General features: G+C 56.4%; 16 protein-coding genes. 4 read left to right on the top strand and 12 right to left on the bottom strand.

The window, feature by feature from the left end:
- Nucleotides 1–105 precede the first annotated feature (105 nt).
- The 7 genes from astA to ABTV22_RS14565 form a co-directional block, all read right to left on the bottom strand.
- Nucleotides 106–1,140, bottom strand: coding sequence for an arginine N-succinyltransferase (astA, locus tag ABTV22_RS14595; protein WP_433741187.1), 1,035 nt, complete (start codon nucleotides 1,138–1,140; stop codon nucleotides 106–108).
- A complete protein-coding gene (ctlX, locus tag ABTV22_RS14590) occupies nucleotides 1,137–2,075 on the bottom strand; it encodes a citrulline utilization hydrolase CtlX (protein ID WP_433741185.1) in 939 nt (312 codons plus the stop codon). The genes astA and ctlX (ABTV22_RS14590) overlap by 4 nt, the downstream gene beginning before the upstream one ends.
- Nucleotides 2,076–2,247: 172 nt before the next feature.
- Complete coding sequence (locus ABTV22_RS14585; protein ID WP_433741183.1) at nucleotides 2,248–2,727, bottom strand: Lrp/AsnC family transcriptional regulator; 480 nt, start codon at nucleotides 2,725–2,727, stop codon at nucleotides 2,248–2,250.
- 12 nt (nucleotides 2,728–2,739) lie between these two features.
- Nucleotides 2,740–3,501 carry an ABC transporter ATP-binding protein gene (locus ABTV22_RS14580; RefSeq protein WP_433741182.1) on the bottom strand — a complete coding sequence of 254 codons (762 nt, stop codon included), beginning with the start codon at nucleotides 3,499–3,501 and terminating at the stop codon, nucleotides 2,740–2,742.
- A 56-nt stretch (nucleotides 3,502–3,557) separates the two neighbouring features.
- Nucleotides 3,558–4,268, bottom strand: a complete 711-nt coding sequence (locus ABTV22_RS14575; RefSeq protein WP_433741180.1) for an ABC transporter permease — start codon at nucleotides 4,266–4,268, stop codon at nucleotides 3,558–3,560.
- A complete protein-coding gene (locus tag ABTV22_RS14570) occupies nucleotides 4,265–4,990 on the bottom strand; it encodes an ABC transporter permease (protein WP_433741179.1) in 726 nt (241 codons plus the stop codon). Before ABTV22_RS14570 ends, ABTV22_RS14575 begins: the two co-directional genes overlap by 4 nt.
- Nucleotides 4,991–5,049: 59 nt before the next feature.
- Nucleotides 5,050–5,829, bottom strand: coding sequence for a transporter substrate-binding domain-containing protein (locus ABTV22_RS14565; protein WP_433741177.1), 780 nt, complete (start codon nucleotides 5,827–5,829; stop codon nucleotides 5,050–5,052).
- A 556-nt stretch (nucleotides 5,830–6,385) separates the two neighbouring features.
- On the opposite strand from ABTV22_RS14565, the gene ABTV22_RS14560 reads away from it, so the two are divergent.
- On the top strand, nucleotides 6,386–7,429 hold the full coding sequence (locus ABTV22_RS14560) for an ornithine cyclodeaminase (RefSeq protein WP_433741175.1): 1,044 nt from the start codon (nucleotides 6,386–6,388) through the stop codon (nucleotides 7,427–7,429).
- 77 nt (nucleotides 7,430–7,506) lie between these two features.
- Here ABTV22_RS14560 and ABTV22_RS14555 read toward each other — a convergent pair whose 3' ends face one another.
- A complete protein-coding gene (locus tag ABTV22_RS14555; RefSeq protein ID WP_433741174.1) occupies nucleotides 7,507–7,641 on the bottom strand; it encodes a hypothetical protein in 135 nt (44 codons plus the stop codon).
- A 34-nt stretch (nucleotides 7,642–7,675) separates the two neighbouring features.
- Between ABTV22_RS14555 and alr the strand changes: the two genes are divergently transcribed.
- On the top strand, nucleotides 7,676–8,914 hold the full coding sequence (alr, locus tag ABTV22_RS14550; RefSeq protein ID WP_433741172.1) for an alanine racemase: 1,239 nt from the start codon (nucleotides 7,676–7,678) through the stop codon (nucleotides 8,912–8,914).
- Between the two features lie 662 nt (nucleotides 8,915–9,576).
- Here alr and ABTV22_RS14545 read toward each other — a convergent pair.
- The 4 genes from ABTV22_RS14545 to ABTV22_RS14530 form a co-directional block, all read right to left on the bottom strand.
- The gene (locus ABTV22_RS14545) at nucleotides 9,577–10,794 is read right to left on the bottom strand and encodes a DUF3422 domain-containing protein (RefSeq protein ID WP_433741171.1); all 1,218 of its coding nucleotides are present in this window, start codon (nucleotides 10,792–10,794) and stop codon (nucleotides 9,577–9,579) included.
- 316 nt (nucleotides 10,795–11,110) lie between these two features.
- Nucleotides 11,111–11,443, bottom strand: a complete 333-nt coding sequence (locus ABTV22_RS14540) for a hydantoinase B/oxoprolinase family protein (RefSeq protein ID WP_433741169.1) — start codon at nucleotides 11,441–11,443, stop codon at nucleotides 11,111–11,113.
- Between the two features lie 406 nt (nucleotides 11,444–11,849).
- Nucleotides 11,850–12,788: a citrulline utilization hydrolase CtlX gene (gene ctlX, locus ABTV22_RS14535; RefSeq protein WP_433741167.1), complete on the bottom strand. Its 939-nt coding sequence runs from the start codon at nucleotides 12,786–12,788 to the stop codon at nucleotides 11,850–11,852.
- Nucleotides 12,789–12,822: 34 nt separating this feature from the next.
- The gene (locus ABTV22_RS14530; protein WP_433741165.1) at nucleotides 12,823–13,875 is read right to left on the bottom strand and encodes an ornithine cyclodeaminase; all 1,053 of its coding nucleotides are present in this window, start codon (nucleotides 13,873–13,875) and stop codon (nucleotides 12,823–12,825) included.
- Between the two features lie 189 nt (nucleotides 13,876–14,064).
- On the opposite strand from ABTV22_RS14530, the gene ABTV22_RS14525 reads away from it, so the two are divergent.
- Nucleotides 14,065–14,487, top strand: coding sequence for an Lrp/AsnC family transcriptional regulator (locus tag ABTV22_RS14525; RefSeq protein ID WP_433741163.1), 423 nt, complete (start codon nucleotides 14,065–14,067; stop codon nucleotides 14,485–14,487).
- 365 nt (nucleotides 14,488–14,852) lie between these two features.
- Nucleotides 14,853–16,271 carry an amino acid permease gene (locus tag ABTV22_RS14520; RefSeq protein WP_433741161.1) on the top strand — a complete coding sequence of 473 codons (1,419 nt, stop codon included), beginning with the start codon at nucleotides 14,853–14,855 and terminating at the stop codon, nucleotides 16,269–16,271.
- Nucleotides 16,272–16,273: the final 2 nt, after the last annotated feature.

Below are 16,273 nucleotides of genomic sequence, written 5' to 3'. Positions count from 1 at the left end.
AATGCAGCGCGCGTCAGCTCCCTTCATTGTGTTCACCTCAAAAATGAGATGAATTCGGACCTGTAGGGGCTGACGCAAGCTGCGATGTTTTTTTCCGTAAGCTGTTTAAGCGGCTGATTTTTGCAAAGCAGGCACCGGCAGACTCACCGCCCTCACCGAATCCCCTGCATTCAAGCCCAACGCCTTCGCGATTTGAGCATCGACAATCAAGGTATCGGCAGCAACTCGCGCCGCTGCCGCAGTAATCCGGCAATCGGCAAACTGACGGTTATGAATCAAGTATGTCGCTGCTTGCTCCCCCGGCGTGCCAATACTCAGTTGCAGTACCTGGCTATCGCGCACGGCACGAATATCCCCGGTGGCACACTCGATCAATGGACCACCGTCAAAGATATCGATGTAGTCACGATGCTCAAAACCTTCTGCCTTGAGCATACCCAGTGCAGGTTCGGTGCTTGGATGAACCCTTCCGATGACCGTTCGTGCCCCCTCCGGCAACAGGCAGGTTGGCAAGGGAAATTTTGGCATCAGTTCAGCGATGAAGGTCTTGTTGCCCAGGCCTGTAAGGTAGTCGGCGTCGGCAAAATCCATCTTGAAGAAGTGACGTCCCAGACCTTCCCAGAACGGTGAAACGCCCTCTTCATCCGAATAACCGCGCATTTCCGCAATAACCTTGTCACCGAAGCGCTGGCGAAACTCCGCCAAAAACAGGAAGCGCGCCTTCGACAACAGGCGACCATTGAGACCACTGCGATGATCAGCGTGCAGAAACAGCGAACACAACTCAGAATGGCCCGTCATGTCGTTACCTAGAAACAACGTTGGCAACTGTTGATTGATGCCGAGGTTTTTCGACGCTGCGACGAACAGCCCCAACCGGTAGTTGTACCAAGGCTCACGCAGGCCGACAGCACCTGCCAGGGCACAGATACCCACCGTTTTCTTTTGTTCATTCTCCATCACAAACAGGTAGTCGGCATCGGCGCGTTCGGCTTCACCGGCGAAGGTTTTGGTCGCCCATTCCAGCCGCTGACGCAATCGCGACGCATCAGCCGGCAAGGTGGTCAATCCGGTACCAGCGCTATGGGCCAGGGCCAGCAGAGCCGGAAGATCGTCAGTTGTTGCAGGGCGGACGATCATCGCACGTGTTCCTGAGCGGACAAATGCTTGGGCAGGAACACCTCTGCCAGCATGCAGCGCGCGCTGCCGCCACCAATGCGCTCGATGGTGTCGATGTTCACAGGCAATGGCGTGGTGTGGGTTTCGATCAAGCGACGCTGATCGGCGTCAAGCGATTGCCAGGCTGTGCGTGACATCACCAAAAGCGGTTCGCCCGCCGCGTTGTGCACTTCCAGCATGTTGCCAGCAAAGGACTCCAACTGCGCCCAGTTCAAGGCAACGACCTGTTTGCCGCTGGCCTCAAGGCGCGAGCGCAGCGCCGCGCGCTCACCCAAATGGGGCACGGACGCCAGGCAAGCCACCGCCACGTGGGTACCGACACTCATCATCACATTGGTGTGATAAATCGGCACGCCTTGGCGATCCACCGCGTTAAACGCACACAGTTCATAACCCAAATGGTTGACCAATTCATCCAGAGCCTGAGCATGTGTGCGCGCGGAATACCCGGCATAACAAATCCGCTGCTGCCGATCGAGGACCATACTGCCGGTGCCCTCTAGGAAAACCTCATGTTCTTCGAGGCTGGACAGGTCCAGCACCTGCTCGACCCGGTATTCGTCCAGCAACCCGTCGAGTACACCTTTATCTCGCTCCAGACGCCGGTTGTGACCTTGCATTGGGTACAACACCAAAGTGCCGTCCGGGTGGCTGCTCCACCAGTTGTTGGGGAAGATCGAGTCCGGGGTATGCGGCGCTTCGCGATCGTTGTGCACCAGAACCTCGACGCTGTGCCGACGTAACGCGGCGACATAGCCATCGAACTCGGCAAGGGCCTTGAGTTGTACGTCTTCAGCAACTGTTGCCGGACGCTGGAAACGGTTGTTCGCCGCTGTGTCCTGATTGAAGGAGAAACGTGTCGGGCGAATCATCAAAACGGTATTGGTGGTTTGCATGGGCACAGACTCAATGAGGGGCGAGAGAGGCTCATTGTCTGATTCGAGGCGGGAAAAACCCGGTTGATAAAGGCTTTTTCGGTGATGAAAACGGCTGAAGATTATTGGTTGTCCAGCCGATTCGGTGAGTCGAAAAACAAAAAAATCGCTGCTCTCGGCAGCGATTTTGAACTTACTCCATGGAGGTCTTGACCATTGCCAGTTCCGGGTGGCTGACCAGTTTGTCGATGTGCAATTCCGGGTCGTCGAACCAGACTTCGGTCAACACCCGGTAATGCTCCATATCCCGGCATCGCATGCGCAGGCTGTAGTCGAAAGCGCCGCTGATCAGGCGACATTCCAGCACCTGTGGGCAGGTACGGACCTTGGCCTCGAAGGCCTTTTGCGCCGCGCGTCCGCTCTGGTTTGACAACGCTACCAGCACGAGCAACGACAAACCCGGAGTCAGTTTTTTCTCGTCAAGAATCGCACCATAGCCGCGAATGACCCCAAGCTGTTCGAGCTTGCGAACCCGCTCCAGACAGGGTCTGGGGGTCAGGTGCACACGTTCGGACAGCTTTTGATAAGTGATTCGCCCTTCGTGGCGCAACACTTCAATGATTGCCTGATCGATACGATCAAGCACGATCGACAGATCGCGGATATCCGCCATGTACACCTTGCCTCACTTCAAACGACCCGATAGAAATTGTTGCAAACGTTCGCTGGTTGGCCGGTCGAGTATCGTAGCATCACCCTGCTCCTCGACTCGCCCTTGATGCAAGAACATCACTTGGCTGGAGACTTGACGAGCGAAGCCCATTTCATGGGTCACCATCAACATGGTCCGGCCTTCTTCGGCCAGCGCCTGAATCACCTTCAGGACTTCACCCACCAGTTCCGGGTCGAGCGCCGAGGTGGGCTCATCGAACAACAGAATCTCCGGTTCCACCGCCAGGGCACGGGCAATCGCCACCCGTTGTTGCTGCCCGCCCGACAAAAATGCCGGATATTGATTGGCCACCCGTTGCGGCAATCCAACCTTGTCCAGATACGCCCGTGCGCTCTCTTCCGCGGCCTTGCGGCTCATGCCCAAGACTCGACACGGCGCCAGCACGATGTTCTCCAGTACAGTCAGATGACTCCAGAGGTTGAAATGCTGGAACACCATCGCCAGTCGTGTGCGCAAGCGCTGCAACTGCTTGGGGTTGGCCACGCGCATGCCACCGACGCCTTGTCGGGTGAGGACTCGCTCTCCATCCAAAGCGATAGCGCCTTCGTCTGCGCGTTCCAGAAAGTTGATGCAGCGCAGCATGGTGCTTTTACCCGAACCGCTGGCGCCGATCATGCTCACCACATCCCCTGCCCGTGCGTTCAACGAGACGCCCTTGAGCACTTCATTGTCACCAAAACGTTTATACAGATTTTCAACTGTGAGTTTGTACATGCGTGTACTCCTGAAGCGGCTGCCTCATGGGCGCCGCTCTGGATAAAAAATGGAAGTCAGTGAGCCGGGCCCAGGAAGCTCAGCCAGCGTTTCTCTGCCAGCCGGAACGCCCCGACCAGCCCGAACGACAGCGTGAGGTACAACAGGCCGGCAATGCCGAATGCCTGAAACGTCATGAAGGTCGCGGCGTTGGCATCACGGGCGATTTTCAGGATGTCCGGGATCGTCGCGGTGAACGCCACCGACGTCGCGTGCAACATCAGGATCACTTCGTTGCTGTAGTACGGCAGCGCGCGGCGCAGCGCCGAGGGCAGGATCAGTTGCAGATACAGGCGCCAGCCACTCAGGCCATAGGCATGAGCCGCTTCGATTTCGCCATAAGGGATGCTACGGATCGCTCCGGCAAAAATTTCCACGGTGTACGCGCAGGTATTGAGGGTGAACGCCAACAGCGTGCAATTCATCGCATCGCGAAAAAACGCTTCCAGCAGCGGCTGCGAACGCACCACTGCAATGCCGTAGATCCCGCTGTAGCAAATCAGCAACTGGATATATAACGGCGTGCCGCGAAACACATAGGTGAACACCTGAACCGGCCAACGCAGAAGCCCCCAGCGCGACACGCGCAGGACCGCCAGAGGCAACGACAGGACAAACCCCATCGCGATACTCGCTACCAGCAACCACAGGGTCATCGCCAGCCCGGTGAGGGTTTCACCGTCACTGAACAGAAAGGGTTTCCAGTATTCGGCAATTAACTCGATCATCGCGCCATCCCCCGTACGCCCTGGTTATAGCGGCGCTCCAGCACGCGCAGCACATAGTTCGACGCGCTGGTAATCAGCAGGTAAAGCGCCGCGGCCAGCAACAGGAAATCAAGCATGTTGAAGGTGCTTTTACCGGCCTCTTGGGCGACTTTTACCAGGTCTGATAACCCGATGATCGATACCAGCGCTGTAGCCTTGAGTAGCACCAGCCAATTGTTGCCCAGGCTCGGCAAGGCGAAACGCATCATTTGCGGGAACACCACAAAACGAAAGCGCTGCCAACGGTTCAGGCCAAAGCACGCCGCAGCTTCCTGTTGCCCGCGTGGCACGCTAAGAATTGCCCCGCGAAACGTCTCCGTGAAATACGCGCCATAGATAAAACCAAGCGTGATGATGCCAGCGACAAACGGGTCGATCTCCATGTAAGGCCAGCCCATAGCCTCGGTCAGGGCGCTTAGCCAGCCTTGCAGGCTGTAGAAAATCAGCAGCATCAACACCAAATCAGGCACGCCACGGATCAGCGTCGTGTAAAAGGTCGCCGGTACATTCAACAGCTTCAGCCGCGACAGTTTGGCCGCTGCGCCGAGCAGCCCCAGCGCCATGCTCACCAGTAGTGCGAGAGCTGACAGTTTGAGGGTGACCCAAGTGCCGTGCAGTAACAAAGGGCCATAGCCTTGCAGGGCCGAAAGGTCGACCCCCAGAACATTCAGGAAGGAATTCACGCCAGTCACCAGTCTTGATGCGCCCCGGTCGCTGCGTCACCGCGACCGGGGCACGGGGATCAGTTGTTGTAGAGGTCCAGATCACCGAAGTGCTTCTGCTGGATCTGCGCGTAGATGCCCTTGTCGTGCAGGGCCTTGATGGCGGCATTGAGCATGCCTTTGAGCTCTTCGTTGTCCTTGCGGACCCCAATGGCGATTTCCGAAGGCACCAACGGGTCGCTGATGCCTTCGCTGTTCTGGAAGTCCGCACCTTGCGGCGAGGTCAGGAAACTCATCTGCGCTTGCAGTTTGTCCTGGATCGACGCATCGAGACGGCCATACACCAGGTCGGCATAGACCTGATCCTGATTCTGATAAGCCCGCAGTTTCACCCCGCCCGGCCCCAGCTTGGCCTTGGCGTAGGTTTCCTGAATCGTGCCTTGCATGTAACCGATGGTTTTACCGCGCAGCGACTCGGCGGTAGGCAGCAGCCCGGAGTCTTTACGGGTAACGATGGCGGTCGGTCCGGCGTACAGGCGATTGGTAAAGTCGATCTGTTTTTTGCGCGCGTCGGTCACGGTCATCGAAGATTCGATGGCATCGAACTTGCCGGCCTTGAGCCCCGGAATCAGTCCGTCGAAGTCATTGCTGACCCACACGCAAGTCAGCTTCAACTCGGCACATATCGCATTGCCCAGATCCACGCCGAAGCCCTGGACCCCGCCATCGGCCGTGGTCGATTCAAAGGGCGGGTAGCTTGGGTTGACGCCAAATCGCAGCTCCTTCCATTCCTTGGCGCTGGCGCCCGTGGTGCAGCACAGCAACGCGAGTGCCGGCAAAGTCAGCCATTTGATGTTCATCTTCTTGAGTCCCGGATTATTTGGATTTATCGCGATCCGGCGCCTGCGTCGGACCACACTTTTTTGACAGGGGCAGAGAGTTGATGCGGTCTTCACCGCAGCCGTTTTTTGTTGTTGTTTTCGACCGCAAGCAGCCAGTCGTCGGAGTTGCATTCCATCTCAAGCGGCGATCGACAAGCGCTTGAAACGGACCGCCAGAATGCCAATTGCGGGGAAGGTGCTGGTGTCGTAAGCCCTCGTTCAAACAGCGTGCTTGTGCTGAACGAAGGGCGTTCACAGCCGATTCTGTCGTCTGCTGTAAATCACGGTTTCACCACTTGATGGGGGTTGGCGCAGGCCGTGTGTTGGTCTTTGCGACCTTCTTTATCTGCTTGACGATGCTTCGCGAAACAGCAAGCCGATTCCGCTGTGCGTGCTCTGTTTTTCGACTTCTCACGCTGTATCCGGGGTCAGTATTGGCCGAAATCTACGCGCCATTGCCTCGACAATAGGTCTGCGGCCAATACATGGACCACCTCCCGAGTCGCAGCCGCCAAAACGCCCAAAGGAACCCGATATGACCCGTTACATCGACGTCAATGATCTGAGCCGTCTCGCCCAGGAAAAAGGCTTGCCTCGCTGCCTGACCGAAATGGCCGAATACATCCGTCAGGATTACCTACGCTGGCCAGATTTCGAAAAGTGTGCGCGCCTGGCGAACCACTCACCCGAGGGCGTCATCGAGTTGATGCCGGTGTCTGATGCAGCGCTCTACGCTTTCAAGTACGTGAATGGACATCCGAAGAACACGCAAAACGGCATGCTGACAGTGATGGCGTTTGGTGCGCTAGGAGACGTCGATTCCGGCAAGCCTGTGTTACTGAGTGAAATGACGCTGACGACTGCCATTCGCACCGCCGCCACGTCTGCGCTGGCCGCCCTCTACCTCGCCCGACCGGACAGTCGCCGAATGGCGCTTATCGGCAACGGCTCGCAGAGCGAATTCCAGGCCCTGGCGTTTCATACCTTATTGGGTATTACGGAAATCAGCCTGTTCGACATCGACCCTGCCGCGACGGCGAAACTGGCGGCCAACCTGCGGGCCTACCCCAATATTCAGGTGACCATTGCCAGCACCGTCGCGGAAGCGGTACACGGTGCCGATATCGTGACCACGGTCACGGCCGACAAGGCCTACGCAACCATTCTGACGCCTGAAATGATCGAACCAGGCATGCACCTCAACGCGGTGGGCGGTGACTGTCCCGGCAAGACCGAACTGCACCGTGACATCGTGGATCGTGCGCGGGTCATGGTTGAGTACGAACCGCAAAGCCGTATTGAAGGGGAAATACAGCAGATGCCCGCCGATTCACCGGTTATCGAGTTCTGGAAAGTCGTCACTGGTCAGATTCAAGGTCGCCAGCATGTCGAAGAAGTCACTTTGTTCGATTCGGTGGGCTTCGCCTTGGAGGACTACTCCGCCTTGCGCTATGTGCTGGATGTTGCAAGAGCACTGAACATTGGCAGTGACATCCAACTGGTGCCAGAGCTGCAAGATCCCAAGAACCTGTTCTCTCTGCTGCAGCCTTCAGCAGCCGATGTAAGGCTTCGGGCCTAACTCAACTCGACTCTTCAACGTGCTCATCTGGCGACCCTGCGGCTGCCAGGTGGCCCCCTGAATAAGCCTCGGTCGTTTCAGCCTGTTTTACAGCGCCATCCGCTGCGCGAGACACCTGGTTCCACATAAAAAAACTTAGCCTTTGCATAAGAATTCCATGGCTGTTCGCCCCATGCTTGATGGATCTGGCTGATGCCAAATCCATCAAGCATGAGGGCTTTCCTCATCCACTATGGAAGACTCGATATGCCACGTTTTATGCTCAGCACGCTGACGCTCACCCTGGCCTTGACGGCAATGATGCCGGTGGCCAACGCCGCTCCTTTACTCGACCCCACACCTGAACATACTCGTGCCGACAGTCAACCAGGCCAGGCCAATACCTGGCTGGAGATTGATCAGGCTGCTTTCGAAGGAAACATCACCAAGCTTCAGCAACGCCTAGCGGGTAAAAGCCAGATGTGTGCCGTAATGAAAGCCGACGCTTATGGAAATGGCATTGGTTTACTGATTCCTTCCGCGATCAGGATGGGGATCACCTGTATCGGCGTTGCGAGCAACGAGGAAGCACGTGTTGCTCGGGAAAAAGGCTTCAAGGGACGCCTGATGCGTTTACGTAGCGCTACCTTTGAAGAGGCCGAGAATGCGCTGGGGTACAACATCGAAGAATTGGTCGGCAACCTGGAGGTCGCACGTCAGCTCAATGAACTGGCCACCCGCAAGGGCCTGAAGCTGCCGGTTCACCTGGCATTGAACTCGGCAGGCATGAGCCGAAACGGTCTGGAAATGCGCACGGCTGCGGGGCAACAACAGGCGGTGGATCTGACACGGCTGGATCATCTGAATATCGTCGGAATCATGACCCACTTCCCGGTCGAAGAACGAGCGGATGTCCATCAGGGACTGGCTAAATTCAAGGAGCAGTCTGGTTGGCTGATCGAACACGCCAAACTGGACCGCAGCCGTATCACCCTGCACTGTGCAAATACCTTCACCACCCTTGAGGTGCCGGAAGGTTGGCTGGACATGGTTCGTCCGGGGGCTGCACTTTACGGCTACCCAGTGGGTGGGCATAACGAATTTCAACGGGTGATGCAGTTCAAATCGCGGGTCGCGGCGGTCAATGCCTACCCGGCGGGCAGTACGATCAGCTACGACCGCACCTTTACCCTGAGCAAGGACTCGTTGATCGCCAACATCCCGACCGGCTACTCCGACGGTTATCGACGAGCGTTCTCCAACAAAGCCTCAGTGCTGATCCGTGGCCAACGCGTGCCGGTGATCGGCAAAGTCACCATGAACACGCTGATGGTTGATGTCAGTGGCATCAAGGGCGTACAGGCGGGAGACGAGGTTGTACTGTACGGCAAGCAAGGTGATGAAGAGATTACCCAGACGGAGCTTGAGACCATCAACGGCGCTTTGTTGGCCGACCTGTACACGATCTGGGGCAACTCCAATCCGAAGGTATTGAAGTCAAAATAACGGTGAAAAAAGAAGGTGCGAACGCTGCCCCTCTGTAGGAACCGAGATTGCTCGCGATGGACTCAAGGACGGCGCGTTTATTCAGAAGCCACGCGTTATCGCTAGCGTCCATCGCGAGCAAGCTCGGGTCCTATTCAGGTGCACCCGGGCGATCTGGTGTTGGGAGACGACAACGGTTTACTGATTCTTAACAGTCAGGCACTTGCCGCAGTCATCGACCAGGCATTGGCCAGTGATCGTACAGAACCCGGTCTGCTGGAACGTCTTGAAGCCGGAGAGTCAATAGCATCCGTACTGCGTGTTCAGTGATTGGTTGCTTGTAATGCAGTCAACGATTCCGGTGCCGCGAGTCAACATGGAGTGGGCACCTGGATCGGTCAATGAGACCTGTTTATCCAGCGATTTGGTTCTCCGGCTGCTAGTTCTGTGTAACGCAGAAGCAGTGTACGACGGCTAAGGAGCGACGCGTATCTTCACGAACACCACGTTGGCATCAACAAAATCGACAAAGCCCGCTGAACGATTTAGCCAATATGTTGCGTCGACCGGTTGAATCCACAGCCTTAAGCAGTCACTCAGCGACATTCAATAATGTGTGTGTGTGCTTTCCCGGGTGCTTAAGACCATATGCACTGGTAAATTAAGACTGCACGGCCATCGTTTCAATGCTCTTTGACTTTTTTGATACGAAGCACAATCAACGCGAGAATACCGATTGCAAGCGGCGTCATTGCCAGCATGGCCTCTCGCGGGGTCACCGCAACGCCGAGCAGGTGCAGCCCCGAGTAGCCTAGTTTGAGCAGATTAAGCAGGTAGTAGGTAATAGCAATAATCGACAGACCTTCCACTGCACGCTGGATCTTGATCTGAGCATCGGCGCGGGCGTTCAGGCTTTTGAGAATTTCCGAGTTCTGTTCTTCCATTTCTACCTGAACCCGTGCTTGTAACAGATCGCCCAAGTTGGCCACGCTTTTGGCCAAGTGCTCCAATCGCTGTTCGGTGGCGGAGCAATACCTGACAGTGGGTTTGAAGCGGCGCTCGATAAACACGCCAAGGCGTTGGCAATCTCCCAGGTGACTTTCTCGCAATTCACCCAGGCGCTCAAACACCAGTTGAGCATATGCCTGCGTGGCACTGAAGCGGTGGCGGGTTTTCGCGGTGCTGCTGACCACTTGGGCAGAAAGGCTGGAGATATCCGCAAGCAGGGTTTTCGCATCATTGCCATCGGCGTCAGAGTTACGTTCGGAGAGTGTGACCAACGTCTTGTCAAAAACATCGAGTTGTGCGCTCAAGGACTTGGCCATGGCCAAGGATAACGAGGACATCATTCGGTAGGTCTCGATTTCCAGAAGACGGCGTATCATTCGACCTTGGCGGTAGGCATTCAGGCGTCGGTTGACGAACAATATGTGGTTGTTTCCATCCTCGCTGAGACGAAAATCGCTCCAGACCATTGCATCGCCACCACCCACGCAAGAACCGCTCGGATCCTTGAAACAGTAACGGGACAGATCTAGGTCGTTTTCACCACGCACTACAATCTGCACCGAGTTGATCAGGGCCGGCAAATGCACTTCGACCTTTGACGCTAGCACCTCGGGCAGCGTCGTCCAGGACAGGTCATCACAGGATGAAGTGACCACCAGGGTCAGAGTGAAAAACTCGGCATGGCGCTCCCATTTCAGTGCATGGCCATCGAGCCGAGTAATTCCTTGGGCGGCAGTCAGGTCGAGGGACTCAGGGCAGCAGTTTTCAAGGAATGCATTGCACTCCTGGTCGCTGCCGAGGAAGGCCAGGTGGAACACATGGGCCGGCTCATCGAAGTACAGTGACGGACGCGCGTGTAGTTCGTTGTGCAGGCTTTGTCGTAACGGGTGCATGTTGTATGGCCATGTTGGAGTTGTTCTTGCCGCTTGCGATTAATACCCACCCGAGCCAGGCGCAAAGTCTTTCGAGGCATTATCGACTGCTGTTGTTGGTGGGACAGTTTGACGAGCTGACAAGTCACCGCGAGGCTATGAACGTTGGGAAGGGACGACGCAGCCCGTCCGTGGGGAACCCGGTCTGGAGTCGAAAGAGCAAGACGCGAATGAATAATCGAGTTTCCTTCGGCAGAAACGAAGCACTTCCGTCCCTGGCAGGCACCTCTTATACCGGTTCTGTTGCCGGAGCTGTCACTCACAAGCTCCGGTTCAGCTATGCCGATGACATCTGCTCGGGGTAGTAGCGCCGGGCTTGTTCGACCGAGATGTTGTCGTTTTTTATATCATCTTGGATAGCCTCCAGGCTCCGCGCTTTTACCGGCCCCCAACCACCGCCGTTGGCAGTGACTAGACGCAGCAAATCGCCTTTTTCAAGCTCCACACGATTGGCTCGACTGAAGCGTTCGGTTGGCCCCTGTGCGCGAATTACTTTGGCGTAGTTGCACGAGCCCTCATGGTCTGCGTCAATTCCCCATGGTGGGGTGATGCCACGCCCGAAGAATGTCGATACCCAAGCTTTGGGCGACAAGATCCGAGAATCAAGCATTACCCCCTCTTCCACCACAGTGACGCCCCGCGTCATCCTCCTCATGATGAAAACCATAGCGCTCGACTAATACTTAATAACAACGCTCGGTCAACTCGACCGGAATGTTGCTGGTTTCACCATTGCCCACACAGAACTGACCGCTCTCCCTGTCCTTATCATGCCCGGCGCCCCAACCGCCAGACTGCCGGCGATGCGAATGTTGTCCGGGTGGGACAGCCAGTCACGATCTACGCGATGACCGAAGCACATCTGCTTCCGGCGAAGACACAGCGGCTTATCGAGTTCCTGCGGGAGCGCCTGAGCATCAACGTCGCGAACACGCTCCAAAGCCTCGACAGCTCCGCAAGCTAAAGACCATCATCAACAGCTGACAAGGGTGGGGATGATGGTCGCCTCGTTGAGGTTACTTTCGAGGAGACAGGTGGATACCTGCGATCATGCAGCGAACAGAGCCTCCGGCCATTTCAATGGTCGGAACGTCCAACGGCACCAACCTGGCCGACCGCTCGATACGTTGGCGCTGCTCTACCGTAAGGCTGTTGAAGGCTCTGCGCGAGAGGGCCAGGATTCGACCGTCTCGACCAGAGAGCTCGATTGCGTTGCCGGCAAACTCGTTGATCTGCTCGTTGGTCAGATCTATGACATCTCGACCTGACTCCATCAAACGCATGCGAACCTCTTCAGCACGAGCCTTTTTCGTGAAGGTGCCGAAACCCACCAGGGCGAACTCAGTCGCGACACACATCAAGACGTTGGTGTGATAGATCGGCGCCCCTTTCTCGTCCGCCGTGTCGAACACCATGGGCTCGAAGTTGAAGTGGGTGCTGAACCGCTCCAGGGCAATCGGATCGGCTCGGTTCGACCGAGCCGTGTACGCCACCCTGGACATATGATCGAACACCATGGCTCCGGTGCCCTCAAGGAACAGCTCATCCTGTTCCAGGCCTGAGTAGTCGATCACGTCCTGAACCCGGTACTCCTGCTTGAGCATCTCGATGACATCGGCACGCCTCTCCCGACGGCGGTTCGGGGAGTACATCGAGTAGATCGCGATGTGACCACCTGGGTGGGTCGAGAACCAGTTGTTCGGGAAGACGGAGTCCGGCGTGTTTTTCTCGCCGAAGTCATCAAAGAGATGAACCCGAACACCCTCAGCCTCCAGCCGCCCTGCAGCCTGGGTGACCTCATCACACGCAATCTCGGAAAGGGTTTGAGCGGCGATGTCAGGATTTGAGCTTTGGAAAGTGTTATCTGCAGCCGTTTCCGGATTAGGAGTAAAGGCGTGGGGCCTGACCATCACCACAGCCGCAGGCGCTTGAATCGAACGCGTTGGAAATGCCATCAAGAAATACCGATATAGGAGACTGATCGAAGAGTTATGCAACGCGTCGGAAACTTTTTTTTGCGGCGCGGCCACGGGTGTGGCTGAACAGGTCTTTCGGGTCGTCCTCTACCCACGGAACGAGATCAATCTTCGTACCCATCCCACGCTTTTCAGCCTGCTGAAGCACGTAACGCAGCACCGAATAGTCTTCGAGAGCGAAGCCCACAGAGTCGAACACCGTGACCTGCTCTGCGCTCTGGCGACCTTCCTGATCACCCGTGAGCACACGCCATAGGTCGACGACGGGCGAGTCAGCTTCAAGCTGCTGGATATCGCCTTCAATGCGGGTCTGCGGCTCGTACTCTACAAAGACCCTGGACTTGCGAAGGACGTCGGCATGGAGTTCGGTTTTACCTGGGCAGTCACCGCCAACGGCGTTCAGGTGCATCCCCGGCTCGAGCATCTCAGGCGTTATGATGGTCGCGTAGGCCTTATCTGCGGTGACGGTGGTGATGATGTCTGCACCCCGTACTGCCTCGGCAGCACTCTGCGCACGGGTGATTTTAAGCTCGGGGTACTCCTGAAGATTCCTGATCAGCTTCGCAGTCGCGAGAGGATCGGTGTCGTATGCAACGATCTCCTGGATGCCGAGGTGCTTGTGGAAGGCCAGTGCCTGGAACTCACTTTGAGCACCGTTGCCGATCAACGCCATCTTTCGAGCGTCTGGACGGGCAAGTGCTTTGGCGGCCATCAGCGAGGTAGCGGCGGTACGCAAGGCCGTCGCAATCGTCAGCTCAGAAAGCAGCACGGGATAGCCCGTGTTGACATCAGCCAGAACCCCGAATGCCATCACGGTATGAAGGTCTTTGACGGTGTTGGAGGGATGGCCGTTTACATACTTGAACGCATATTGGCTGTGATCCGCCACGGGCATTAACTCAATCACCCCGACATCTGAATGGCTTGCCACGCGGGCAGACTTGTCGAACTCCGGCCAGCGCTTGAAGTCTTCGCGAATAACCTCGGAAAGCTCACCCAAGAACTGAACTACGCCAATGTCATGAACCAGGTCAGACATCGTGGGGACGTCGATGAAATGCGTCATTGCTAAGCACCTAAATAAGTGCGCCCGCCTTGAATTGAAGTAGTGCTTAGCGGGCGCCAAGTAAGAGTTCTGCCACCTCCAAAATTCTGATGAAAGGCTGATACAAAATGAAGCGTACAGGTTGCCAGATATTGCAGTTTTCTAGACACTTTGCCCACTAAAAATAGCAATCTGGATAGCGTGCGCATCATGGATAACATTGATCGGGAGCTTATCGCTCTACTGCGGGACAATGCCCGCACCCCTGTTATGACGTTGGCCAAGAAGCTGAGGGTCGCTCGAGCCACTGTGCAGAATCGCCTCACCAGGCTCGAAGAGATCGGCGTCATCATGGGCTACACGATCCGCCTTCAGTCTGATGCGATAGAGCGAGGGGTCAGGGCAATCACCAGTATTGCTATCAGTGGCCATCATGCCGCCGAGGTCAAACACGCACTACGGGGGCACCCCAGCGTAGTCGCCATCCATACCACCAACGGCCGATGGGACCTGATGGCAGAGCTTCGGACCGAAACACTTGAGGCCTTTGACAAGGCGCTCAACACCATTCGCTCCATTCAGTACATCGACAACACTGAAACCAGCATCCTGCTGTCGACCTTCAAGATGTAGTCCGATTTGGGCCACTCGTACCTTGTTTTGCACGACTTATCAAAATGCAATACAGGCTATGCAAAGTGATAATCAAGACCTTCGCGCATAACATTTTGTAGCGTTCCGGTTGACAACTATGGCTGGCAAAATGGGCACTTCTAGGCGACCGGGGCAGGATCCACCAACGGCAACAAGCACACCGCGTCTCTAGAGTTCAATCACCTGACAGTTCGGTCAGGCCCTTGCGCTGGAATTTGCTTTTCTCGTCTGCGTATTAACCAAACCCTCCGTTTTATGAGGTGCAACATTACTTATGCCCACATAAATCACCTTCCATAAGGAAGGAGGTAGAGGTTTTCTCAGAAAAAAATAAGAGGTCAGTTATGCATCAAACCTGCAACTCGCAAGACGCGACTCACGGCGACGGACGAACACTTAAAAGGCGGCTGGAAAATCGTCATATTCAGCTGATTGCCATCAGCGGCGCCATCGGCACGGGTCTCTTCATGGGGTCAGGGAAGATGATTGCACTCTCCGGATCCTCAATCATCCTGGTCTACGCGATCATTGGGTTGTTCGTCTTTTGCATCATGCGGGCGATGGGAGAAATGCTCCTCGCCAACCTTGAAATGGGCTCGTTCGCAGAGCTTGTCCACCATTACCTCGGGCCACGCGCAGGATTCATACTGGCCTGGTCGTACTGGCTCAGTTGGGTGGTAGTCGCCGTCGGTGATGTGGTGGTAGTCGCAGGGTTCCTTCAATACTGGTATCCAAACCTACCCACATGGATTCCAGCCTTCAGCACCATGTTCCTGCTCCTGGTACTCAACATGCTGGCCGTGAAGGCTTTCGGTGAGGTGGAGTTCTGGTTCGGCCTGATCAAAATCATCGCCATCGTCGCTCTGGTCGTCACCGGGCTGGTGATGGTGGCCACGTCCTACACGTCCCCTTCCGGGGTAACCGCGTCCTTTAGCCACCTGGTAGCACCCGGCGTCGTGATGCCGCATGGCATCTTGGGTTTCCTTGCTGGTTTCCAGATCGCCATCTTCTCGTTCGTTGGCACAGAGCTTCTCGGCACCGCCGCAGCTGAAGCCCACAATCCGGAGAAAACGCTGCCCAAGGCCATCAACACCATCCCTCTGCGCATCCTGCTGTTCTACGTCACTGCGCTTGCATGCATCATCAGCGTGATCTCCTGGGCCAACGTGCCCGCAAACCGCAGCCCCTTCGTCGAGCTGTTCCTCCTGGGCGGCCTGCCGGCTGCCGCTGGGATGATCAACTTCGTAGTGATGACGTCGGCGGCCTCCTCGGCCAACAGCGGCGTGTACTCGGGCTCCCGCATGCTCTACGGCCTGTCTCACAACAAGCAGGCACCGCAGGCCTTCGGACGCCTATCGGGCTCCGGCACACCGGCCCGCGCACTAGTGTTCTCGGGCCTGTGCATGGCGATCGCGCTGACGCTGCTATTCGCCATCCCGGACATCATGGTGATCTTCACCCTGGTTTCGACGATTTCGGCTGTCATGGTTATCGTCACCTGGTCGTTGATCCTGCTGTCGTACTTCGCCTACCGCCGCAGCAACCCAGAAGCCCACGTGCGCTCAACCTTCAAGCTCCCAGGTGGCAAGTTCACGGCAGGGATTTCCCTGGCGTTCCTGATGTTCGTCCTGTGCCTTCTTGCACTGGAACCGGATACCCGCACCGCCCTGTACGTGATGCCCATCTGGTACATCGGCTTGCTGCTTGCCTATCGCTACAATGCGAAAGCGACTGCGTACCCGGTAGCCACCACAGTCTCTTGAGA

Origin of the sequence: Pseudomonas putida (assembly GCF_050990305.1) — a bacterium.
GTDB classification, from domain to species: Bacteria; Pseudomonadota; Gammaproteobacteria; order Pseudomonadales; family Pseudomonadaceae; genus Aquipseudomonas; species Aquipseudomonas putida_AH.
The sequence above is the reverse complement of the archived record's forward strand: the minus strand, read 5'-3'. Positions and strand labels throughout refer to the sequence as shown.